18 protein-coding genes are annotated in these 23,535 nt (G+C 55.9%); 6 read left to right on the top strand and 12 right to left on the bottom strand.

Annotated elements, in window-relative coordinates; genetic code table 11:
* The first annotated feature begins 208 nt into the window (after positions 1-208).
* Positions 209-2,611 (top strand): maltodextrin phosphorylase, encoded by a 2,403-nt coding sequence (malP, locus tag WFN87_RS12965; RefSeq protein ID WP_336983108.1) that lies wholly within the window; start codon positions 209-211, stop codon positions 2,609-2,611.
* A gap of 9 nt (positions 2,612-2,620) precedes the next feature.
* Entirely contained in the window at positions 2,621-4,699 is a 2,079-nt protein-coding gene (malQ, locus tag WFN87_RS12960) for a 4-alpha-glucanotransferase (RefSeq protein ID WP_336983109.1), read from the top strand.
* Between the two features lie 66 nt (positions 4,700-4,765).
* Here malQ and nfuA read toward each other — a convergent pair whose 3' ends face one another.
* Positions 4,766-5,341 (bottom strand): Fe-S biogenesis protein NfuA, encoded by a 576-nt coding sequence (gene nfuA / locus WFN87_RS12955; protein WP_008457887.1) that lies wholly within the window; start codon positions 5,339-5,341, stop codon positions 4,766-4,768.
* 58 nt (positions 5,342-5,399) lie between these two features.
* Positions 5,400-6,083 carry a DNA utilization protein GntX gene (gene gntX / locus WFN87_RS12950; RefSeq protein ID WP_166994666.1) on the bottom strand — a complete coding sequence of 228 codons (684 nt, stop codon included), beginning with the start codon at positions 6,081-6,083 and terminating at the stop codon, positions 5,400-5,402.
* A 38-nt stretch (positions 6,084-6,121) separates the two neighbouring features.
* On the opposite strand from gntX, the gene bioH reads away from it, so the two are divergent.
* Positions 6,122-6,898, top strand: a complete 777-nt coding sequence (gene bioH, locus WFN87_RS12945; protein WP_336983110.1) for a pimeloyl-ACP methyl ester esterase BioH — start codon at positions 6,122-6,124, stop codon at positions 6,896-6,898.
* A gap of 44 nt (positions 6,899-6,942) precedes the next feature.
* On the opposite strand, the gene feoC is transcribed toward bioH, so the two are convergent.
* The 5 genes from feoC to greB all read right to left on the bottom strand — a co-directional run bounded on the left by feoC (position 6,943) and on the right by greB (position 13,164).
* Positions 6,943-7,179 carry a [Fe-S]-dependent transcriptional repressor FeoC gene (feoC, locus tag WFN87_RS12940; protein ID WP_336706716.1) on the bottom strand — a complete coding sequence of 79 codons (237 nt, stop codon included), beginning with the start codon at positions 7,177-7,179 and terminating at the stop codon, positions 6,943-6,945.
* Positions 7,180-7,188: 9 nt separating this feature from the next.
* The gene (gene feoB, locus WFN87_RS12935) at positions 7,189-9,507 is read right to left on the bottom strand and encodes a Fe(2+) transporter permease subunit FeoB (RefSeq protein ID WP_008457876.1); all 2,319 of its coding nucleotides are present in this window, start codon (positions 9,505-9,507) and stop codon (positions 7,189-7,191) included.
* Between the two features lie 53 nt (positions 9,508-9,560).
* Complete coding sequence (gene feoA, locus WFN87_RS12930; protein WP_008457875.1) at positions 9,561-9,785, bottom strand: ferrous iron transporter A; 225 nt, start codon at positions 9,783-9,785, stop codon at positions 9,561-9,563.
* A 451-nt stretch (positions 9,786-10,236) separates the two neighbouring features.
* Positions 10,237-12,573, bottom strand: coding sequence for a Tex family protein (locus WFN87_RS12925; RefSeq protein ID WP_336983111.1), 2,337 nt, complete (start codon positions 12,571-12,573; stop codon positions 10,237-10,239).
* A 111-nt stretch (positions 12,574-12,684) separates the two neighbouring features.
* Positions 12,685-13,164, bottom strand: a complete 480-nt coding sequence (gene greB / locus WFN87_RS12920) for a transcription elongation factor GreB (RefSeq protein ID WP_038478036.1) — start codon at positions 13,162-13,164, stop codon at positions 12,685-12,687.
* A 238-nt stretch (positions 13,165-13,402) separates the two neighbouring features.
* Between greB and ompR the strand changes: the two genes are divergently transcribed.
* Both ompR and envZ read left to right on the top strand, forming a co-directional pair.
* Positions 13,403-14,122: an osmolarity response regulator transcription factor OmpR gene (gene ompR, locus WFN87_RS12915; RefSeq protein WP_006177890.1), complete on the top strand. Its 720-nt coding sequence runs from the start codon at positions 13,403-13,405 to the stop codon at positions 14,120-14,122.
* The gene (envZ, locus tag WFN87_RS12910; protein ID WP_336983112.1) at positions 14,119-15,468 is read left to right on the top strand and encodes a two-component system sensor histidine kinase EnvZ; all 1,350 of its coding nucleotides are present in this window, start codon (positions 14,119-14,121) and stop codon (positions 15,466-15,468) included. Before ompR ends, envZ begins: the two co-directional genes overlap by 4 nt.
* A gap of 65 nt (positions 15,469-15,533) precedes the next feature.
* Here the strand turns inward: envZ and pckA are convergent, their stop codons facing one another.
* Positions 15,534-17,153: a phosphoenolpyruvate carboxykinase (ATP) gene (pckA, locus tag WFN87_RS12905; RefSeq protein ID WP_008457863.1), complete on the bottom strand. Its 1,620-nt coding sequence runs from the start codon at positions 17,151-17,153 to the stop codon at positions 15,534-15,536.
* 325 nt (positions 17,154-17,478) lie between these two features.
* Here pckA and WFN87_RS12900 point away from each other — a divergent pair, with 325 nt between their 5' ends.
* Positions 17,479-19,227, top strand: coding sequence for a DUF4153 domain-containing protein (locus WFN87_RS12900; RefSeq protein WP_166994660.1), 1,749 nt, complete (start codon positions 17,479-17,481; stop codon positions 19,225-19,227).
* A 35-nt stretch (positions 19,228-19,262) separates the two neighbouring features.
* Here WFN87_RS12900 and hslO read toward each other — a convergent pair whose 3' ends face one another.
* The 4 genes from hslO to WFN87_RS12880 form a co-directional block, all read right to left on the bottom strand.
* The gene (gene hslO, locus WFN87_RS12895; protein ID WP_008457859.1) at positions 19,263-20,141 is read right to left on the bottom strand and encodes an Hsp33 family molecular chaperone HslO; all 879 of its coding nucleotides are present in this window, start codon (positions 20,139-20,141) and stop codon (positions 19,263-19,265) included.
* Positions 20,142-20,168: 27 nt separating this feature from the next.
* Entirely contained in the window at positions 20,169-20,570 is a 402-nt protein-coding gene (gene hslR / locus WFN87_RS12890; RefSeq protein WP_008457857.1) for a ribosome-associated heat shock protein Hsp15, read from the bottom strand.
* A 9-nt stretch (positions 20,571-20,579) separates the two neighbouring features.
* Positions 20,580-21,251 (bottom strand): GMP/IMP nucleotidase, encoded by a 672-nt coding sequence (gene yrfG / locus WFN87_RS12885; protein ID WP_336983113.1) that lies wholly within the window; start codon positions 21,249-21,251, stop codon positions 20,580-20,582.
* Between the two features lie 74 nt (positions 21,252-21,325).
* Positions 21,326-23,461: an intracellular growth attenuator family protein gene (locus WFN87_RS12880; protein ID WP_008457852.1), complete on the bottom strand. Its 2,136-nt coding sequence runs from the start codon at positions 23,459-23,461 to the stop codon at positions 21,326-21,328.
* Between the last annotated feature and the right edge of the window lie 74 nt (positions 23,462-23,535).

Raw genomic sequence — 23,535 nt, 5'->3', positions numbered from 1 at the left:
GTTCCATTTTTTCATGAATGCGATTGCTCACAGCTTGTGGCAGCGCGGCTGAAACCTGTTACACCGCCGCATCGAGTGGCAGAGATCACATTTTTCGCTCATCCTCGCTACTCCTCCCCGCCTAATCCGCGCCGGGAGGAGGAACTCCCACGGGCTGCCCGGCACACTAACGGGTAATGATTTTCGAACATTACAGGACCGATTTTCTATGTCACAGCCGATCTTCAGTAAAGAACAGTTCCAGTCCGCTCTGACGCGCCAGTGGCAGCGTTATGGCCTCCATGATGCCAGTGAAATGACTCAGCATCAGTGGTGGCAGGCGGTTAGTGGTGCGCTTGCAGAGCACTTAGCGGCTCAGCCAACAGCAAAACCTGAAGCCAAACAGCGCCACGTAAACTACATCTCGATGGAGTTTCTGATAGGCCGCCTGACGGGGAATAACCTGCTTAATCTTGGCTGGTTCACTGAGGTGAGCGATGTGCTGAAGGATTACCAGATAAACCTCACCGATTTACTGGAAGAAGAAACGGACCCGGCTTTAGGCAACGGCGGGTTGGGACGGCTTGCGGCCTGCTTCCTGGACTCAATGGCCACGGTCGGGCAATCGGCCATCGGCTATGGCCTCAACTATCAGTATGGCCTGTTCCGCCAGTCCTTTAAGGACGGCAAACAGATGGAAGCCCCGGATGACTGGCAGCGCGGGAGCTACCCTTGGTTCCGCCACAACAGCGCGCTGGATGTGCAGGTGGGCATTGGTGGGAAACTCGTGAAGGACGGTAAGCGTTCCCGCTGGGAGCCAGCCTTTATTTTCCAGGGCGAGGCGTGGGATTTACCGGTGCTGGGCTACCGAAATGGCGTGGCGCAGCCGCTGCGCCTGTGGCAGGCAAAACATGCTCATCCATTTGATTTGACAAAATTTAATGACGGTGAGTTTCTTAAAGCCGAGCAGCAGGGCATTGACGCTGAAAAGCTCACCAAGGTGCTCTATCCGAATGACAATCACCTGAACGGTAAAAAGCTGCGCCTGATGCAGCAGTATTTCCAGTGTGCCTGTTCGGTGGCTGACATTCTGCGCCGCCATCATCTGGCAGGCCGCAGGCTCGCCGAGCTGCCGGCCTACGAAGTGATTCAACTGAACGATACCCACCCAACCATCGCTATCCCTGAGCTGCTTCGCGTGCTGATTGACGAACATCAGCTTAGCTGGGATGACGCTTGGGCGATTACCAGTAAAACGTTCGCCTACACTAACCACACCCTGATGCCTGAAGCTCTGGAGTGCTGGGACGAGAAGCTGGTGAAAGCGCTGCTGCCTCGCCATATGCAAATTATCAATGAGATTAACAAACGCTTTAAGCTGCTGGTCGACAAAACCTGGCCGGGGGATGAAGCCGTCTGGGCGAAGCTTGCCGTGGTGCATAGCAAGCAGGTACGTATGGCTAACCTGTGCGTGGTCGGAGGCTTTGCGGTGAACGGCGTTGCGGCGCTTCATTCTGAGCTGGTGGTGAAAGATCTGTTCCCGGAATACCACCAGCTGTGGCCGAACAAATTCCATAACGTGACGAACGGCATTACGCCGCGCCGCTGGATCAAGCAGTGCAACCCGGCGCTTGCCACGCTGTTCGACAAGACGCTGAAGAAAGAGTGGGCGAATAACCTCGACGTGCTGGAAGGACTGGAAAAGCACGCCGATGACGCCAAATTCCGCCAGACCTGGCGCGAAATCAAGCATCAGAACAAAGTAAAACTGGCTGCATTTGTGAAGGCTCGTACCGGCATCGTGATTAGCCCGGATGCGTTGTTCGACGTGCAAATCAAACGCCTGCACGAATACAAACGTCAGCACTTGAACCTGCTGCATATCCTGGCGCAGTACAAAGAGATCCGCGAGAACCCGAAAGCAGACCGTGTGCCGCGCGTTTACCTGTTTGGCGCGAAGGCGGCTCCGGGTTATTACCTGGCCAAAAATATTATCTTTGCTATCAACAAAGTGGCTGAGGCGATCAACAACGATCCGTTGGTGGGCGACAAACTGAAGGTCGTTTTCCTGCCGGACTATTGCGTATCTGCGGCGGAAATCATGATCCCGGCGGCTGATATTTCCGAACAGATTTCGACTGCCGGTAAAGAGGCATCCGGCACCGGTAACATGAAGCTGGCGCTGAACGGCGCGCTGACGGTGGGGACGCTGGACGGTGCCAACGTTGAAATTGCAGAGAAGGTGGGTGAAGAGAATATCTTTATTTTCGGCCACACCGTCGAGCAGGTTAAAGCCCTGAAAGCCAAAGGCTATGATCCGGTGAAATGGCGCAAAAAAGATAAAGTGCTGGATGCCGTGCTTAAAGAACTGGAGCAGGGCAAATACAGTGAAGGAGATAAACACGCCTTTGATCAGATGCTGCACAGCATCGGCAAAGAGGGCGGCGATCCTTACCTGTTGATGGCGGACTTCACTGCTTATGCCGAGGCGCAAAAGCTTGCCGACAAACTTTATCTGGACCAGGAAGCCTGGACGCGCGCCGCCATTTTGAACAGCGCCCGTTGCGGCATGTTCAGCTCCGATCGCTCGATCCGCGATTACCAACAACGTATCTGGCAGGCAAAACGCTAAGGGAGCGCCATGGAGAGCAAACGTCTTGATAGCGCCGCTCTGGCGGCGGGTATCATCCCGAACTACATCAACGCCCACGGCAAACCGCAGGCTATTCCTGCGGAGACAAAACTGCGTCTGCTCGAGGCCATGAACCGCACCGCTGTTGCAAAAAAGTCGACCGATCCTGTGCCAGCGGTTCAGGTTTTCACTGCCGGGCAGCGAATGCAGCTGACGCTGGAAGGAGAGGGTGAATTTAGCTGGACGCTGACCACTGAAGAAGGTCATACCCACCGCGGGCAAGTTTCCGGTGGGAAGACGTTATCGCTGCCGACAAAGCTACCCGAGGGCTACCATTCACTGGTGGTCAGTCGGCAAAAGCAGAGCTGGACGAGCCGAATTATCGTCGCCCCGCCGCGCTGCTATGAGCCGGACGCGTTACTGCAGGGCAAAAAGCTGTGGGGGGCATGTGTGCAGCTTTACACGCTGCGCTCGGCGGCTAACTGGGGCATCGGCGACTTTGGCGATTTGAAGCAGATGCTGGGGGATGTGGCGAAGCGGGGCGGGGCGTTTATCGGCCTCAACCCGATTCATTCACTTTACCCGGCTAACCCGGAGAGCGCCAGCCCATACAGCCCTTCGTCACGCCGCTGGCTGAATGTCATCTATATCGACGTCAATGCGGTAGAAGATTTCCAGAATAGCAAAGCGGCGCAGACGTGGTGGAAAACATCCACAGTGCAGAAACAGCTTCAGGCCGCGAGAGATGCCGAGTGGGTGGATTATTCTGCCGTTACGGCCCTCAAAGTTGCGGGACTGCGTTTAGCGTGGCAGCAGTTCTCGTTGCGTACAGCCAGCGATGAACAAGTCGTCGCGTTTGGCAGGTTCGTTGCGGAAGGAGGAGAAGGTCTGTTCTACCAGGCTGCCTACGATGCGCTTCATGCCAGCCAGGTTAACGAAGATCCTCTGCGCTGGGGCTGGCCGGTGTGGCCGGAAGGCTATCGCGACGCCCATAGCCCGGGAGTGAAGCAGTTCTGTGAGCAACATTGCGATGAGGTCAACTTCTGGCTTTGGCTGCAGTATCTCGCCTGGCGTCAGTTTAAGGCCTGCTGGGATGCCAGCCAGCATGACGGGATGCCGATTGGCCTTTATCGCGACCTGGCGGTGGGCGTAGCGGAAGGCGGCTCTGAAACCTGGTGTGACCGTGAGCTTTACTGCCTGAAAGCCTCCGTTGGCGCGCCGCCGGATATCCTCGGCCCGTTAGGCCAAAACTGGGGGCTGCCACCGATGGATCCCCACGTCATGGCCGCTCGCGGCTATCAGCCGTTTATCGAACTGCTGCGCGCCAATATGACCCACTGCGGCGCCCTGCGCATTGACCACGTTATGTCGATGCTGCGGCTGTGGTGGATCCCGTACGGCGAGACGGCGGATAAAGGCGCCTATGTGCAGTACCCGGTGGACGATCTGCTTTCGATTCTGGCCCTGGAAAGCCAGCGTCACCGCTGCATGGTGATTGGCGAGGACCTCGGTACCGTGCCGGTTGAAATCGTCGGCAAGCTTCGCGACAGCGGCGTTTATTCTTACAAAGTGCTGTACTTCGAACACGACGGAGAGAAGCAATTCCGGGCTCCGGCCACATGGCCTAAGCAGTCGATGGCGGTTGCCACAACGCACGACTTGCCCACGCTGCGTGGCTACTGGAATAGCGGTGATTTAACGCTGGGCAAAACGCTGGGACTTTACCCTGATGAAGAGGTGCTGGCGGGGCTGTATGAAGACCGCGAAAGGGCTAAACAAGGTCTACTGGACGGGCTGCATAAATACGGCTGCTTGCCGAAGCGGGCGGGACATAAGGCCGCGTTAATGACGATGACCGACACGCTCAACCGTGGAATGCAGCGTTATATCGCCGACAGCCATAGCGCGCTGCTGGGGCTGCAGCCGGAGGACTGGCTGGATATGGCCGAGCCGGTGAATATTCCTGGCACCAGCGATCAGTATAAGAACTGGCGGCGCAAGCTGACCGTCTCTCTGGAAGCGATGTTTGCCGATGAACGGGTGAATAAGTTGCTGAAAGATTTGGATAAGCGGCGTAAGAAGACGTAGTTTCGTCTCACGTTTCTCGGTCTATTCCCTCTCCCTTTTAGGGAGAGGGTTAGGGTGAGGGTCAAACTAATAGTAAGAGTGCTCACCGCGCTGGTGTTCGGTCAGGTCACGTACGCCTTTCAGCTCAGGGAACTCAGCCAGAAGCTGTTTCTCGATCCCTTCTTTCAGCGTCACATCCACCATAGAACAGCCGTTACAGCCGCCGCCAAACTGCAGAATGGCATAGCCTTCGTCGGTAATTTCCATCAGCGTGACGCGACCACCGTGGCCCGCCAGCTGTGGGTTAACGGTCGCCTGCAGCATATACTCAACGCGCTCCATCAGCGGCGCGTCGTCAGACACCTTACGCATTTTTGCGTTAGGGGCTTTCAGCGTCAGCTGGGAACCGAGCTGGTCGGTGACGAAGTCGATTTCGGCATCTTCCAGATAAGGCGCGCTCAGCTCATCGACATAAGCGGTTAACTGCTCGAACGGCAGCGCCGTGTCGGTCGCTTCAACCGCATCCGGCGGACAATAAGACACACCACACTCCGCATTCGGGGTGCCAGGATTGATAACGAATACGCGGATTTGCGTCCCTTCTTCCTGATTTGCCAGCAACTTGGCAAAGTGGGATTGTGCAGCATCGGAAATACGGATCATAACGATTGCTCAATAGTTGACTATTTTAGTCGGTTATAATACGCCCATCATCGAGGGTCTACAAGGTTCGACACAGGCACCATACCTGGACAGTCGCCGCGCCCTGCCTTTTCAGCAATCGCGCTATCTCCGCAACAGTACTACCCGTCGTCACGACATCATCCACAATCGCCATATGGCGACCCGCAACGGGAATTTCAACCCTAAAGATGCCTTTCAAATTCCTCTTTCTTTCCTTTGCTGTCAACGTATGTTGGGCTGGTGAGGCGCGTATGCGTTTGATTGCAGAGGGATAATGCTCCAGCCCTAACCAGCGAGACAGCGGAGTAGCAATAAGTGCGCTTTGGTTATAGCCGCGCCGCCACGCTCGGGTATGGTGCAGCGGTACACTCACAATAGCATCAGGCAAATGAAGCCTGCCCTCTCGCCTGGCTGCCAGAATACGCAGTAGCAAAAGGCGGGCTAAGGCCGGTGCAAGCGAGGGCGTTCCGGTAAATTTTAGGTGATGAATCAGCGTGCTTAACGGCGGCAGGTAGTCTGTCACATAGGCCATTGCGTCCCACTCAGGCGCTCTTTGCAGGCAACGTCCGCAGGGCAAATGCCCGCTCAACGCCGGTAAACCACACTGTAAACAGCAGGCCAGGGGCTGAAGCAGCGAGGCGGCGCAGCATGAGCAAATGCCCCATGTCGGACGGGCAAGCGGTAACCGGCATAGCCAACAGCGGCCAGGGATTGCTAGCATAGCGTTCTCCTTGCTGATGAAAATGAGAACGGTAACTGATGAGTGAGCTGTGGTGGCAAACAAAAGGTAAAGGAAAAAGCGATCTTGTGCTGCTGCACGGATGGGGACTGAATGCGGAGGTTTGGCACAACATAGAATCCGAACTCGGCTCGCAATTTCGGCTGCATCTGGTCGACTTACCGGGGTATGGCCGGAGCAGGGGGGTTGGTGCGCTAACGCTGGAGGAAATGGCCGACATTGTGCTGGCTAAAGCGCCTGAATGTGCCACATGGCTTGGCTGGAGCCTGGGTGGGCTGGTAGCAAGCCAGGCTGCGCTCGCCAGGCCTGAACGTGTGAATGCGCTGGTGACGGTGGCTTCCTCACCCTGTTTTACCGCCGCAGAAGACTGGCCGGGCATTAAACCGGACGTGCTGGCCGGGTTCCAGCAGCAGTTAAGCGAAGATTTTCAGCGTACCGTGGAGCGTTTTCTGGCGTTGCAAACCCTGGGCACAGAAACTGCGCGCCAGGATGCTCGCCTGCTGAAAACCGTTGTTCTGGAACAGCCAATGCCGGACGTTCAGGTCCTTAACGGCGGGCTTGAGATCCTGAGAACCGCCGATCTGCGCCAGGAGCTTTCGCATTCTGCAATACCGCATTTACGTCTGTATGGCCGACTGGACGGGCTTGTGCCACGGAAAGTGGTTCCCCTGCTGGACGCCTTGTGGCCGCAGTCCAGCTCGGTTATCTTCGACAAGGCCGCCCACGCGCCGTTTATCTCTCATCCGGCTGAATTCTGCCAGGCTCTGCTGGCCTGGGGGCAACAACGGCTTAGCTGACGGGCAGTAAAAAGGCGGGGTAGCCCGCCTTTCATCAGATTAACTTAACGCAGCGCCCAAAGTTCCCGGGCGCACTTTTTCCCTTCTGGACAGCTTTTGCAGCTTCCCGTCAGGCAACTGCTCGGATCTTCGCTGATGCGTCTGGCTTTGCCCATCGCTTCCAGTCGATCGAGCATGGCGGCAACCAGCGGCAGAGGCGTGGCAAGCTGCTGGCTTATCTGCTTCGCTTCCAGGCGGCCCTGAAGCGCCAGGGCGTTACGGATATCAATCAGGCTTGCCATCATCGCTCCTTAGTGACAGTCGCCGGTGCTGCTTTGGCAGCAGGACGACGGCGTTTTTCTGGTGGCGAGCAGCGATACATCCACGCGACTTCTTGCCCGGCGCAGCCCGCCAAGCAGCAGGACGTTGAACAATACCACCGCGAGGATGCAAATCAGGCTGAACTGCGGGTGCTCGCTGAAGGTGACGCTCTGGTAGTAAAGCGTGGAGAGCGAATAGGCAATGTTCAGCCCCCACAGCACGGAAAACGTCATCCAGCCCCGGCTCGATTCACGGGCGATGGCCCCCATCACCGAGATGCACGGAATATAGAGCAGAACGAAAATCAGATAGCTGTAGGCGGCGGCTTCGCTGCCGAATTTCGTGCTCATCACGCCCATCGGCCCGGAGGACATTTCACCGTCGCCTTTGCTTGCCTCAATCGGGTTCGCCAGCACGCTCAGGCTGAAGGTGTTTTTCAGCCCCTGCCAGGTTTCATCGGCGGCAGCGCCCAGTTCATCAAGCAGGTTAAAGCTTGCGGCATCAAATTCTTCATTATGAATATCTTCGGCGGTATAGAGGGTATTTAACGTGCCGACCACCACTTCTTTGGCCATCGCACCGGTAAACAGTCCAACGGTAGCCTGCCAGTTGTCATCATGGACACCGATCGGCTTCAGCAGCGGCGTCAACACACGGCTGACGGAGGCAAGGGCGGAATCATTGATGCTATCTACTGGCTTGCCGCTAAAGGAGAAGCTGTTCAGGGCGCCGATGAAAATACTGACGATCACGATGACCTTCCCGGCGCGAAGCACGAAGCCTTTCAGGCGCTGCCAGGTTTGTAAAATCAGGCTCTTGAGGTGAGGGACGTGGTAAACCGGCAGCTCCATGACAAACGGCGAAGCTTCGCCGCGCATGATGGTGTGCTTCAGCATCAGGCCGGTGAGAATAGCCATCACAATGCCGAGAATATAAAGCGAGAACACCACCAGCGCGCCCTGCTGGCCGAAGAATGCGGCGGCAAACACCGCGAAAATCGCCAGGCGCGCACCGCAGGACATAAACGGCGCCATCATGATGGTCATCAGCCTTTCGCGCGGCGCATCAAGGGTACGGGCGCCCATGACCGAAGGCACGTTACAGCCGAAGCCGACAATCAGCGGCACAAAGGATTTACCCGGTAAACCCAGCGACTGCATCAGGCGATCCATCACGAAGGCTGCGCGCGCCATATAGCCGGAATCTTCGAGGAAGGAAAGGAACAGGTACATCATGCCGATTTGTGGCACCAGCGGCAGCACGGTATTGATCCCGCCGCCGATCCCCTGGGCCAGGAAAATCGTCAGCCATTCCGGGAAGTGCAGCGTATAACCGAGCCACTGGATGCCGTGAATGAATATCGCCACCGAACCGCCATCAAAAATAGGCTGCAGCGCGCCGCCGATGTTAATCGCCAGCAGGAACATCAGATACATCACCAGCATGAAGATCGGCAGGCCGAGGTAACGATTGAGGATGATTTTATCCATCGCCACCGTCAGCCGGTTGGGTTCGGCTGTCAGGCTATTGCTAACCGCGTCGCAAATGGAAGCGATGCTTTGGTAACGAGCATCTGCGATCAGCAGCGCGGGATCGTCAATGGTCTCTGCCAGGCGCGCGCGCGCTGAATCAAGTTTGTCTGTGGCATTGCCCGCATACGCGAGGCTGTAGATATCCCCTTCCAGCATCTGCAGCGCCAGCCAACGGCGCTGCGTCACCGGCATTTCCTGCGGCATATCCTCGGCCAGCTTTTTTGCCTCTTGCAGCAAAATCTGCGGATAGTGCACCAGCTCGTTTTTCTCGTTGGGCTGCTTGCGGTCAATGGCGAGTTTCAGGCTTTCAATACCGCGCCCGCGAGTAGACACCAGCGGCACGACGGGGCAGCCGAGGCGGGCGGCCAGCGCGTCGATGTCGATGCGAATCGCCTGTTTCTCGGCAATATCCAACATATTGAGCGCCACCACGCACGGGATGCCCAGTTCGAGTAGCTGGAGCGTCAGGTAGAGGTTACGCTCAAGGTTAGAAGCATCCACTACGTTGATTAACAGATCGGCATCGCCGCTCAGGATGTAGTGGCAGGCGATTTGCTCATCAAGCGAAGTTTGTGACGAAATGGTGGTGAGTGAGTAGGTGCCGGGTAAATCAACCAGCGTGACCTGGTGCTCAAGGGTGGAAAACTGACCTTCTTTGCGTTCTACGGTGACACCCGCCCAGTTCCCCACGCGCTGGCGGGCACCCGTCAACTGATTAAATAACGTGGTTTTACCCGAATTAGGATTACCGATTAAACCTATGGTTAAGTTTTTCATTTTATTCGTAAACTTCGTTGAATGTGCAAAATAACGCGAACGTTTCCCCGCCGTTACGCCACGGCTTCGATATTGACCAGCGCGAGATCTTTTTTGCGCAGCACCAGGCTAACGCGGCGCGTTTCGATATGAATAGGGTCGCCGAGAGGTGCCACGCGGACGACGTTGAATGAGGAACCCGGCAGCATGCCGAGGGACAATAATTTTTGGCGATAAGCCGGACTGATTTCACTGGCGAAGCCGGTAATTTTCCACGCGCTATTCGGTATGAATTGCATAAGACCTACTTAGAGCTGGGCTCTGCATTGACGCTGACTGAATGATCGTTTTATTCACGAGCGGTGCGTGTAATAAAAACGAATTAAGCTATCGGAAGAAAGAGAAGAAATATCGTTCAATGCAATGATAATGAGAATGGTTACTGTCGACAATATTTATTTTTCTGAGTGAATTTAACCAAAATAGGAATTTTTCTGGCTGATTTAGTGGGGTTGATTTTAACGAGCGGAAGAAAGTGGTGTCTTAATTGCATGAAAAATAGAGTAATGGCTTCTCTTTGGTGAACGATGAATGTTATTTCGTTATTGCCGATGTTACAGGGATGATAATTGCTGGTTTCATGGCGGGGCAGATATTGAAAATTGATTTAGATCAAGAGTACGTTATTTTTCTGCTTTTTGTCGGCGATGGAAAAAATAAGACCTCTCCCCGAAGGGAGAGGTCAGACAATTAACGTTTCTTGCCCATTGCTGCGGCCAGAGCATCCATCATCGCGCTGTTCCCACCGCCGGCGTTTTCTCGCCCGCGTGGTTTTTGCTGCGCTGCTGGTCTGCCTTTTTGCTCGCGAGAGGCATTGTTACCGCTATTGCCGCGACGGCTGCCACCTTCGCCTGGCTGCTCGTCAAGACGCATGGTCAGGGCGATGCGTTTCCGCTGCAGGTCCACTTCCAGAACTTTGACCTTTACGATATCGCCCGCTTTCACCACTTTGTGCGGATCGTCGATGAATTTGTCCGACAGGGACGAAATGTGAACCAAGCCATCCTGATGCACGCCGATGTCGACAAATGCGCCAAAGTTAGTGACGTTAGTCACCGCACCTTCCAGCACCATACCCGGCGTCAGGTCGTTCATGGTTTCCACGCCTTCGGCAAACTGTGCAGTTTTAAATTCAGGGCGCGGGTCGCGGCCCGGTTTTTCCAGCTCTTTGATAATGTCCGTCACGGTTGGGACGCCGAAACGCTCATCAGTAAACTGGCTGGCTTTCAGATCGCGCAGTTCGCTACTGTTGCCCATCAGGTCCTGCAGCGCCTGCTGAGTGGCGGCCAGGATACGCTCGACCACCGGATAGGCTTCCGGGTGCACGGTGGAGGAATCCAGCGGGTTATCGCCGTGGTTGATACGCAGGAAGCCCGCACACTGCTCAAAAGCTTTTGGCCCCAGGCGGCTGACTTTTAGCAACTGCTGGCGGTTCTGGAAGCGGCCATTTTCGTCGCGCCAGTTGACGATGTTCTGCGCCATCATGCGGGTCAGGCCTGCCACGCGGGTCAGCAGCGGCACGGAAGCGGTATTGAGATCCACGCCAACTGCGTTCACGCAGTCTTCGACGACCGCATCCAGTTTTTTCGCCAGCTGAGTCTGGCTGACATCGTGCTGGTACTGGCCCACACCGATAGATTTCGGGTCGATTTTCACCAGCTCGGCCAGCGGATCCTGCAGACGGCGGGCAATCGAGACAGCGCCGCGAATAGACACGTCCAGATCCGGGAATTCCAGCGCCGCCAGCTCGGAAGCTGAGTAAACGGAAGCGCCCGCCTCGCTGACTATTACCTTCTGGGCGGTGACTTTCGGGAACTGTTTTTGCACATCCAGGAAGAAGCGCTCGGTTTCACGGGATGCGGTACCGTTGCCGATAGCGACCAGCTCGACGTTATGTTTTTCACAAAGGGCAGCCACGGCCACGGCGGCTTTCGCAGCCTGACCGGTATGCGGATAAATAGTATCGGTCGCTACCAGCTTGCCGGTGGCGTCAACCACCGCGACTTTTACGCCGGTACGCAGGCCCGGATCGAGGCCCATGGTGGCGCGCAGGCCAGCCGGGGCCGCCATCAGCAGATCGTGAAGGTTGCGGGCGAAAACGTTGATGGCTTCATCTTCGGCGCGTTCGCGCACGGTGCCCATCAGCTCGGTTTCAAGGTGCATTAACACCTTGATGCGCCAGGTCCAGCTCACCACGGCCTTACGCCAGCTGTCGGCCGGGGCATTGTTCAGGCGCAGATTCAGGTGAGAGATGATCAACTGCTCGCAGTAGCTCTCGCGCGGGGGCTCATCAAACTGCGGGTCGGCATTCAGCGACAGCTGTAAAATACCTTCGTTACGCCCGCGGAACATCGCCAGCGCACGGTGAGAGGGAACGGTGGCAATGGCTTCGTGGTGGGCGAAGTAGTCGCGGAATTTCGCGCCTTCTTCCTCTTTACCGCTTACCACGGCGGAAACCAGATGCGCATTTTTCCACAAATAGTCGCGCACTTTTGCCAGCAGAGCGGCATCTTCGGCGAAGCGTTCCATCAGGATGTAGCGTGCGCCGTCCAGCGCGGCTTTGGTGTCGGTGACGCCTTTGTCGGCATCCACAAAGCGAGCGGCTTCCTGCTCCGGGTCGTGTGAAGGTTCGTTCCACAGCAAATCCGCCAGCGGCTCAAGGCCGGCTTCGATGGCGATTTGCCCGCGGGTACGGCGCTTGGGTTTATACGGCAGGTAAAGGTCTTCGAGTTCGGTTTTGCTCAGCGTGCCGTTGATGGCACCGGCAAGTTCGTCACTCAGTTTACCCTGCTCGGCAATAGACTTGAGGATGGACTGACGGCGCTCTTCCAGCTCGCGCAGGTAGCTAAGACGAGTCTCCAGTTGACGCAGTTGCGTGTCATCCAGACCGCCGGTGACTTCCTTACGATAACGTGCAATAAACGGCACGGTATTCCCTTCATCCAGCAGGCGAACGGCGGCTTCCACCTGTTCGTTTCTGGCCTGAAGCTCACCCGCAATAATGCGGCAAAGCGAATCATTCATCATGGCTTTTCATCTGTGTAGTACGGAAAATTCAGCAAACAGTTATACGGATCGGGGCGCGAAAATGCCAGCCGACGACCCACGGATATTGGGTTTCAGACAGTTCTGTGCACATTACTCGGGTTTAGGGTACTCAATTTCATTGACGTACCACTGCGCTTCTCCCGCCGGCGTTTGCACCACGGCTAAATCGCCCACTTCTTTTTTGAGCAGCGCGCGCGCCATCGGCGAATCAATAGAAATGTAGTCCTTGCGGCCAAAAATCTCGTCGTAACCAACGATGCGAAAACGCAGCAGGTCGCCGTCGTCGTTTTCAATTTCGACCCACGCGCCGAAGAAGACTTTGCCTTCCTGCTGCGGTGAGTAATCGACGATTTTCAGGCGCTCCAGAGATTTGGTGATGTAGCGAACCCGGCGGTCAATTTCACGCAGGCGTTTTTTGTTGTACTGATAGTCGGCGTTTTCGCTGCGATCGCCGAGGCTGGCGGCCCAGGTCACTTTTTTGGTCACTTCGGGGCGCTCTTCACGCCACAGATAATCCAGCTCTTTTTTGAGCTTTTCGTAGCCTTCACGGGTGATTAACGGCGTTTTCATCTTTCTGCCCTACAGCCTGTAAAATCAGAGTGTGATTTAAACCGATGCTCAATAAGGAATGCAACCGGCGCATTTTGGGAAGCAAGTCACCAAATTTTGATTTAAAACGTTGATAACCGACTGTTTAATATGCTTTGTAACAATTTCGACTAGAATGTATACCAGAATTGACTGGTTGTATTAGCGCAGTTTTTTAAGAATACACACTCAACTGTTCGAGCCTTTGGGAGTACAAACGATGCAAGAGAACTATAAAATTCTGGTGGTCGATGACGACATGCGTCTGCGCGCGCTGTTAGAGCGTTATCTCACCGAGCAGGGCTTCCAGGTTCGCAGCGTCGCTAACGCCGAACAAATGGATCGCCTGCTGACCCGTGAATCCTTCCACCTGATGGTGCTGGATCTCATGCTGCCGGGCGAGGATGGTCTTTCTATCTGCCGCCGTCTGCGCAGTCAGAGTAACCCAATGCCGATCATCATGGTGACCGCGAAAGGTGAAGAAGTTGACCGTATCGTCGGCCTGGAAATCGGCGCTGATGACTATATTCCTAAGCCGTTTAACCCGCGTGAACTGCTGGCCCGTATTCGCGCGGTCCTGCGCCGTCAGGCGAACGAACTGCCGGGTGCGCCTTCTCAGGAAGAAGCAGTTATCGCTTTCGGTAAGTTCAAGCTGAATCTAGGCACTCGTGAAATGTTTCGCGAAGACGAGCCAATGCCGCTGACCAGCGGTGAGTTTGCGGTGCTGAAAGCGCTGGTCAGCCACCCGCGCGAGCCGCTTTCCCGCGACAAACTGATGAACCTGGCCCGTGGCCGCGAATACTCCGCGATGGAGCGTTCCATTGACGTGCAAATCTCCCGCCTGCGCCGGATGGTGGAAGAGGACCCGGCGCATCCGCGTTATATCCAGACCGTTTGGGGTCTTGGCTACGTCTTTGTCCCGGACGGCGCTAAGGCATGAGGCGAGTTCGCTTCTCCCCCAGAAGCTCGTTTGCCCGTACGCTGTTGCTGATCGTCACCTTGCTGTTTGTCAGCCTGGTGACGACTTATCTTGTCGTTCTGAACTTCGCGATTATGCCGAGCCTGCAGCAGTTTAATAAGGTGCTGGCGTACGAAGTCAGAATGCTAATGACCGACAAACTGCAGCTTGAAGACGGCACCCAACTTGTGGTGCCGCCTGCGTTTCGTCGTGAGATTTACCGCGAGCTGGGCATTTCACTTTACTCCAACGAGGCGGCGGAAGACGCTGGCCTGCGCTGGGCGCAGCACTACGAGTTTCTGAGCCAGCAAATGGCGCAGCAGCTTGGCGGCCCGACCGAAGTGCGCGTTGAGGTGAACAAAAGCTCCCCGGTTGTCTGGCTGAAGACCTGGCTGTCGCCGAATATCTGGGTCCGCGTTCCGCTGACCGAAATCCATCAGGGCGATTTCTCCCCGCTGTTCCGCTACACGCTGGCGATCATGCTGTTGGCGATAGGCGGCGCATGGCTGTTTATTCGAATACAGAACCGACCGCTGGTCGACCTGGAGCACGCTGCGCTGCAGGTCGGTAAAGGGATTATTCCTCCTCCTTTGCGCGAATATGGCGCTTCGGAAGTGCGGTCGGTAACGCGGGCGTTTAACCATATGGCCGCGGGTGTTAAACAGTTGGCCGATGACCGCACGCTGCTGATGGCGGGCGTTAGCCATGATCTGCGCACGCCGCTGACGCGTATCCGCCTGGCGACTGAAATGATGGGGCAGGAGGATGGCTATCTGGCCGAGTCGATTAACAAAGATATCGAAGAGTGTAATGCGATTATCGAACAGTTTATCGACTACCTGCGCACCGGGCAGGAGATGCCGCTGGAGATGGCGGATCTCAACGGCGTGCTCGGGGAAGTTATTGCGGCAGAAAGCGGTTACGAGCGTGAAATCGATACCGATCTGCAGGCCGGCGAAATCCGCCTGAATATCCATCCGCTGTCTATCAAGCGCGCGGTGGCGAATATGGTGGTGAACGCGGCGCGCTACGGCAATGGCTGGATCAAAGTCAGCAGCGGCAGCGAATTAAACCGCGCCTGGTTCCAGGTGGAAGATGATGGCCCTGGCATTGAGCCAGATCAGCTTCAGCATCTGTTCCAGCCGTTTGTTCGCGGCGATAGCGCCCGCAGTACCAGCGGCACCGGGCTGGGTTTAGCCATCGTGCAGCGCATCATCGACAACCATAACGGGATGTTGGATCTCGGGAAGAGCGAGCGGGGAGGGCTGCGAATCAGGGCTTATCTCCCGCTGCCGATAACCCGGGTGGTGACTCATCGGGAAAGCTAGCTGGCCTGTGGCCCAATAAAAAACGAACCCGGAGGGTTCGTTTTTTTTCGTCTAATGCTTCAGATTTACAGCTTCGGACCGGCTTCGACCAGGGCCGCCCCGGCGGGAGTATCGGTGTATTTCTCGAAGTTTTCGACAAACAGCTTCGCCAGTTGCTCTGCTTTTTCCTGCCACTGTTCCGGAGAGGCGTAGGTATTACGCGGGTCCAGAATTTGGGTATCAACGCCCGCGAGCGAGGTTGGAATGGCGAGGTTAAACATCGGCAGCGTAAAGGTTTCTGCGTCGTCCAGCGAGCCGTCGAGAATAGCGTCGATGATCGCGCGGGTGTCTTTGATCGAAATGCGTTTGCCGGTACCGTTCCAGCCGGTATTCACCAGGTACGCCTGGGCACCGGATGCCTGCATGCGTTTCACCAGCACTTCAGCATACTGCGTTGGGTGCAGCGACAGGAACGCCGCGCCGAAGCAGGCGGAGAAGGTTGGCGTTGGCTCCGTCACGCCGCGTTCGGTACCCGCCAGTTTGGCGGTAAAACCGGACAGGAAGTGGTACTGAGTCTGGTTCGCGGTGAGGCGGGAAACCGGTGGCAGTACGCCGAAGGCATCCGCAGTCAGGAAGATGACTTTAGTAGCGTGACCCGCTTTCGACACCGGCTTAACGATGTTGTCGATGTGATAAATCGGGTAAGAAACGCGGGTGTTTTCCGTTTTGGACGCATCGTCGAAGTCGATTGTGCCGTCGGCACGGACGGTCACGTTTTCCAGCAGCGCATCGCGGCGAATCGCGTGATAGATATCCGGCTCAGCTTCTTCTGACAGACGAATGGTTTTCGCGTAACAGCCGCCTTCAAAGTTAAACACACCGTCGTCGTCCCAGCCGTGCTCATCGTCGCCAATCAGGCGGCGTTTCGGGTCGGTAGAAAGCGTCGTTTTACCGGTGCCGGACAGGCCGAAGAACACCGCCACATCCCCTTTTTCACCGACGTTTGCCGAGCAGTGCATGGAGGCGATGCCCTTCAGCGGCAGCAGGTAGTTCATGATAGAGAACATCCCTTTCTTCATCTCGCCACCGTACCAGGTGCCGCCGATAAGCTGCATGCGTTCAGTCAGGTTAAACGCCACAAAGTTTTCGGAGTTCAGGCCCTGTTCTTTCCAGTTTGGATTGGTACATTTAGCCCCATTCATCACCACAAAATCGGGCTCAAACGTTGCCAGCTCTTCGTCCGTTGGGCGAATAAACATGTTTTTCACGAAGTGTGCCTGCCAGGCAACCTCGGTGATAAAACGCACTGACAGGCGGGTATCGGCATTGGCCCCGCAGAAAGCGTCAATAATAAACAGGCGCTTGCCCGACAGTTGATGAGTGACGAGCCCTTTGAGCTGGTGCCAGGTTTCTTCGGAAAGCGGTTTGTTATCGTTTTTGCCTTTACCGTTGTCGGCCCACCATAAGGTGTCGCGGGTGGTGTCATCGCGGACGATGTATTTATCTTTTGGAGAGCGGCCGGTAAAGATCCCGGTATCTACGGAGACGGCGCCTAAGTTAGTGACCACACCGCGCTCAAAACCCTGCAGGTTAGGGTCGAGTTCTTCGCGGTAAAGGGTGTCGTAATCGGGGTTATAGACGACTTCGCTGACGTCATGAATGCCATAAGCCTTGAGATCTTGCGGGGTTATGCCTTTAACTCGCATTTCACTGCTCCTTAGCCAATTTATACTGCCGAATATTGTAGGGTTGTTTAGGGGGTGTTAACCGCGACCACTATCATAAATTTACGCGCCTGCTTAAATTTAACAGGGGAAATGCACAGGGGATGCCGCAACGGGGGCAGAGTATGGCAGGAATTCGCTGGCTTTCGGGGAAAATATGGCAGATATGTTAATAATTAGGATAATAACGAAGAACTTTGTGAATGAACGCGCTCTCATGCGCAACGCAATGAAACAAGAGCGTCATTTGCAAGTCGCAGCAGGTCGTTACACTAAGTCAAAAATGAGCTAATAAGGGATGACAACTATGTTCATGTCTGAACCGTTGCCTAAGGCGACCCGCTGGGGGATTTTGCTGGTGGGGTTTCTTTTAGGCGTGGTGCTGTACCTCACCGAAGGAGACAGGGTGAGTAGCATCTGGCTGCGAGGGGATAATCAAGCCCTGTATCTGCGCTCCCTGTCCGTAGTGCTGGCGGCGACGCTGGCGCTTATCACCGTGCGTTTCAATGGCCTGCGATTTTGGGGCCTGGCGTTGCTCCCCTTGCCGATTGTGGCGCTGATGAGCGGCTGGGTGAACTGGACGACCCAGGGGCTGGAAAGCTGGAGTCGGCACGATATTGTGCTGGGGTATCTCTGTTCGCTGGCGGTGATGCTGTTTCTGACCTTGCCCTGGCTGCAGGGGCGGCTGCACTCGAATCGCGGTTGGGGAGGCTGGCAGGTATTCTACGGCCAGCTCTGGCGGAACGGTATTACTCTGCTGCTGACCGGGCTGCTGGTGCTCTTTTTCTGGGGCGTGCTGGCGCTTTGGGCCGGGTTATTTAAGCTGGTGGATATCGCCTTCTTTGATCGCCTGTTTTTCAGTTCGTCGGCGTTTGCCTGGATTGCTACCTGTACGGCAGCGGCGCTGGCGGTAACGCTTTGCCGTGACCAGGTTCGGGCTATTAACGCGGTAAAACATTTCTTCAGCGTTTTTGCCACGGGGCTTTTACCGCTGCTGTCGCTGATTTCTCTTATGTTTTTGGCGACGCTGCCGGTGGTTGGCCTGGGGTCGATTTCACTGCACTTCTCCTGTAATGCGCTGCTCAACACGCTGACGCTGATGGTGATGGGCACTGCCGCAGTGGCTTATCATCCGGAAAGAGAAACCCGACCTTATCCTGCTCTGCTTGATGGTGCGATAAAGCTGACGTTATTGCTGTCGCCGGTTTATGCCTTGCTGGCAAGCTATGCGCTGTGGTTGCGCGTTTCGTCATACGGCTGGACGCCGACGAGGGTATATGCGGCGCTGATAACCTTCACCGTATTGGTGTGGGCCTTTGGCTATGTCGTCACGCTCGTTCGCCAGCGTCGGGAGACTGTTCTACAGCCGGGAGGGATTAACCGCGCGGTGCTTTTGCTGGCGCTGGCCTTGCTGGTCGCGGTGAATTCCCCGCTTCTGGACCCTTACCGGATCAGCGTTAATAACCAAATGGCGCGTTACCACAGCGGCGTCCTGAAGCCCGAGAAGGTGAGTATGACCATGCTGCAATACGCCGGGCGGCGGGGCTACGATGCGCTCAGCGAGCTGCAAAAAGACCCGGTGTTTGTCGCCAGTCCCGATCGCAGAAGGCAATTGGCGATGCTGTTGAGCAATGGCAAAACGGGCGGTGTGGCGGTGGTGAAGCTGACGGTTGAATCTCTGCGTCAGCGTATCGTGCTGGCGGATAAAAATCGCGTGCCGGAAAACGCGTGGTGGCAGGCCATGGTAAAAGATGAAAGTTACCAGGCTCGCGAGTGTCTGGATGACGAGGATAAGTGTCTGCTGGTTGGGATGGATTTGAACGGCGACGGGCAGGATGAATGGCTGCTGTGCCAGCCGGAAATGAGCTACTGCAAAGTGTACGGCAAGATAGACGGGAACTGGAAGGATATCGGTCAGGCCCGGGATCTGGATAAAAACCAGATGATGTCAGCGCTGAAGCAGGCCGCTTCTGAAGGAAAACTGACGGCGGCGCCGAAGGTCTGGCAGGACGTGATGGTGCAGGGGCAGCGGGTTAAAATCGACTATTACCGCTGAAAAAAAACGCCTCCAATCGGAGGCGTTTTGCAAACTTAGTGAACCTGCGGATCCGCCGGAGAGGCATTGTTGCGGATCGCCGTGATGTCCATGGAGTCAAACACATAGCGGCTGCCACAGTAATCACAGTTCATGTCGATTTCGCCATCTTCGGCCAGAATACTGTCGACCTCTTCATCCGGCAGCGTGCGCAGCGCGTCAGCACAGCGCTCGCGTGAGCAGGTGCATTTGAACTCTACGTCCTGAGGATCGTACAGCGTGACTTCTTCTTCGTGATACAGGCGCCATAGCACATCGTTCGCTGGTAGCGTCAGCAGCTCTTCGGCCTTGATGGTTTCGGTCAGCGTCGCGAGGTGGTTGAAGTCGTCGGTTTCCGCGTTTTGCGCCGGCAGAACCTGCAGCAACATACCGCCCGCCGCCGCTTTACCGTCTACTTCACCGGTACGAATAAACAGACGAGTTGGCAGCTGCTCGGAACGCATGAAATAATCTTCCAGGCAGGCGGCCAGCGTATCCCCTTCCAGACCGACCACGCCCTGATAGCGCTCGCCTTCGCTTGGGGAGATGGTGATCACCAGATAACCGTTACCCACCAGATCTTTTAATGCAGCATCCGCCGGGATATCACCCTGTACACGCGCTACGCCGCGCATTTGCTGTTTGTTGTTGCCGTTAATCACGGCCAGCGTCATCGGGCCATCGCCCTGAAGCTGAACGGTGATATCTCCGTCAAACTTCAGCGTGGCGGTCAGCAGGCTGGTGGCGACCAGCAGTTCGCCCAGAATTTTTTTGACCGGCTGCGGGTAATCATGGTTTTCCATGATCTGCTGCCAGGTTTCGGAAACCGTCACCAGCTCGCCGCGCACGGCGTGGTTTTCAAACAGATAGCGGTGTAGTTGGTCGTGTTGAGTCATCGTCATCTCTCTTACTGGTCGGCGAATTTACGCTTCGCCACCGTGTTTAAATTTCATCAAATCTCGCCGCTCTTTTTTATCCGGGCGGCGATCGGGATGCGGCATGGTCAGCGCGTTCATTTTGCGCGCCAGCGCCACTTTTTCCCGTTTGGCGATGCTTTCCGCCGTCTCTTCATAAAGCTGAGAGGCTTCTGCGGCTGGCCTGCGCTGTTCGGTAATACCCAGGACGGTTACGGTGCGCTCGTCGTTTCCCTGGCGCAGCGTGAGTACCGCATGAAGCTCAACCAGTTTACTCGGCTTGCTGCGTTGGCCGTTGTAGTGCACTTTCCCGCCTTCAACCATTTCCCGCGCCACCGCACGGGTTTTGTAAAAGCGTGCGGCCCACAGCCATTTATCCAGGCGTACGCCCTCGGCGGTTTTTTCTTTCATTGCGCCTCCTTAATCGGAAAGCGACGGGATCAGGCTACGGTAATCGCTCAGGCCTGGGTGGCGCTCAAACGTTTTTTCCGCTTCACCTGAGTCCGGGTTGAGGACACCAAAGCAGTAGCGAATCCCAAACGTTGCGGCTGCATCAAGAATCGCTTCGCTGTCGTCGATAAAGACGGTTCGGGCCGCATCGAATCCGGTATGCCCGGCCACCGCCTGCCATAAACGCTGATCTTCTTTCGGATAACCAAATGTGTGGGTGGAAAGTAATAAATCAAGGTGCTGGTTCAAACCCGTGTGCTCAAGCTTCACCGCCAGGTTATGCGGGTGCGCATTGGTGAGCAGAATGCGGCGCTTGCCGCTGGCTTTCGCCGCTTCAAGAAACGGCACGGTATCTTCACGCAGCGCGGCCTTTGGCCCCTGTTCGGTGGTCATGCCACAGATATCCAGCCCGAGGCGTTCGCTCCAGTAGTCGAGACAGTACCAGTTTAGCGTATGCTGCACGGCGTGGTATTCGCGGGAAATTAATTCATACGCGTCCTGCAACGGAATGCCGCGCTGAAGGCTAAGGGTTTCCGGCACCAGCTTTTTCCAGAAATGGTTATCAAAGGCCAGGTCCAACAGGGTCCCGTCCATATCCAGCAGCAGGGTGTCCACGTCCTGCCAGGCAATAGCACCAGACATAGCTTTAGTCTCGATTGAGGGAAAATAGCGTACCAGGGTAGCACAACCCGGTACGCAAAGTTTACCCGTAGCGGCTACTTCAGCGGCGTAGGCGGAGTCAGTGTGGGGTTGAGGCAGCTATCATAATAGCGCTGAATTTCAGCCAGTCGCGTACTGGCACGGCGATAGCGAGTCACCGCCAGAACGCCGTTTATCGCGGCGCAGGCCAACATCGCAATCAGCATCAGAGAAATGCCGATGTAACTCCAGAGGCTATGAGTGTCTGAGATCCGATGCAGGGTGACGTGCTGTGTGCCGTTGGCATCCGTGTAAATGCCGGTAATGATCCCTTCGGCGTGGAACGGCGTGTGCAGCAGCATTTCTGCAAGTCGCTGGAATTCGGTCCATTGTTCCTGGGCCGGGAAGTCATACAGCGACATTGGCGGCAGTGGCTGGTCTACGAAATCACCACCTTCATCGTTGATGATGATGTACCCGCCTGGGGCAGGGCTATTTAATGCCTGTGCGGCGCGGGCGGTTTCACGAATAAAGAAAGGTGCGGTTGAGGTGGCCACCAGGTTATCCAGCGACTCGGCGCTAACTGGCCGTAGAAGGACGTTCACCCCGGTCAGTTTTCCTGAATCCGCGCGCTTGATCAGGGAATCCCAGTCTTTAGTGTTGCCCAGGTTTACTAGCGCATTCTTCAGGCGGACGCACTCTTCTTCTGCGGTACACAGCGCTTGGGTTTTTTTCACAATCCCGGCAAAATCATCCAGCAGGACCATGCCTGATTTCTGAATGGCGTCCGCGAGCTGTGGGTTAACTTTGCTGTCACCTTCTCCACCCTGAGGATGAATTTGCCCGCTGACGGCTTTGGTCAGAGCAACCGCTTTGTCCATGATGTCGGACTCCGGCAAGGGCAGAGGGCGGGCGGTATTCCAGATGATCTGCGAGCAGTCGAAGGGGGTGAATGGGAAGTTTTGCCGCGAGCGATAACCGCCTGGCGTTTGAATATTACACATCCCCGTGCCATTCACTCTCAGCGTATCGCCTACCTGCAGCTTGTATTTGGCGAGTTCCTCAACGCTGGTGGCTTCGATGGACTGAGCGCCCTTCAACCATGAGGCGCTAAGCTTGATAGGCATTTCCAGCGGCACCCAAATAGTCATCATCAGCAGGACCAGCAGCGCGCCGGCGGCAACCAGCAGGTTACGCACCCAGTGCTGTAGCGGGAAGTTACGCACTTCATCATGGAGTGAAAGGAAACGTCCCTGACGCACCACATGGCGGTCAAGATAGATATCAATATCGGTTTTCTGCCCCAGATCCTGAGCCACAAAAGGCTGCCAGTGGGGCGGATACACCAGATCGATAATGCCCAGGGAGATGTTGTTCATCTGTTCCTGGTCAGACTCGCCGAACAGCCCCCAGCGTTTGGGTGTGCCGCGCAGGCAGTGGATCTCGCGCAATGCCGTTTTCGCCGGCGGGGCAAACAGGCCCCACAAACCGGCGGCAATCAGCAGGACGGCGCCGCCAATTAACCAGGGCAGGAACACCGACGGCGTCACGAGACTCAGGAACAGCATGATAAAAGCGATGCAAATAAGCGCGGCTTCGCGCACGCCGTCGGGGCGGCTCAGGGAATACTCTTCCTGAGTTTCCTGGCGAATGTTTAGCAGCTCGATTTGCTCGCTTTCTTCGCCGCGAATGGAGGCCTGAGTGCCTGAATAGCCTTCCAGGGCGTACTGCTGCACATCCAGCGTATCGTTTTGCAGCGTATTGCCATTGAGCGAAATCACCAGCGGGATGCTGCTCGTCCGAATCAGCTCTACGTCGTTATCGTTGGTGATGTACTGCTCCCAGAGCGGCGGGAGGTGAACTTCAACAGAATCAAGGTAATAACGCCATTTATTGGCGTCATCGGCAGAGAGGCCGTAGCGAGTGATCGACCGGGTCAGGGAGAAAACTGTACTGCTTTGCGCGGTGAGCGTTAGTCTTGGCAGTGGATTGCTCGCGCCGGAGGGGCCAATCAGCTCCTGGGAACGGGAATAACGCTCGAGATAATTTTCGACGGCAACGCGCTCTTCTGGGGTTAGTTTGCGCGTGGTGGCACCGGAGAAGGAACGATCGTGCGAAACCTGGGCACGTAGCTTCAGGCTTCGCCAAATCAGCCATCCGGCAATCAGTGCGCAGGCCAGCATAGCAGCTAACAGAAATAATAAGGTGCTCATGCTTTCCCCATCAAACAATCGTCTTTTTCATCAAACTCGGCAAAAGATCGGCCTTTCAAATGGTTAAGGAGTCA

This window comes from Cedecea sp. AS113 (genome assembly GCF_037152415.1).
Lineage (GTDB): Bacteria > Pseudomonadota > Gammaproteobacteria > Enterobacterales > Enterobacteriaceae > Cedecea.
The sequence above is the reverse complement of the archived record's forward strand: the minus strand, read 5'-3'. Positions and strand labels throughout refer to the sequence as shown.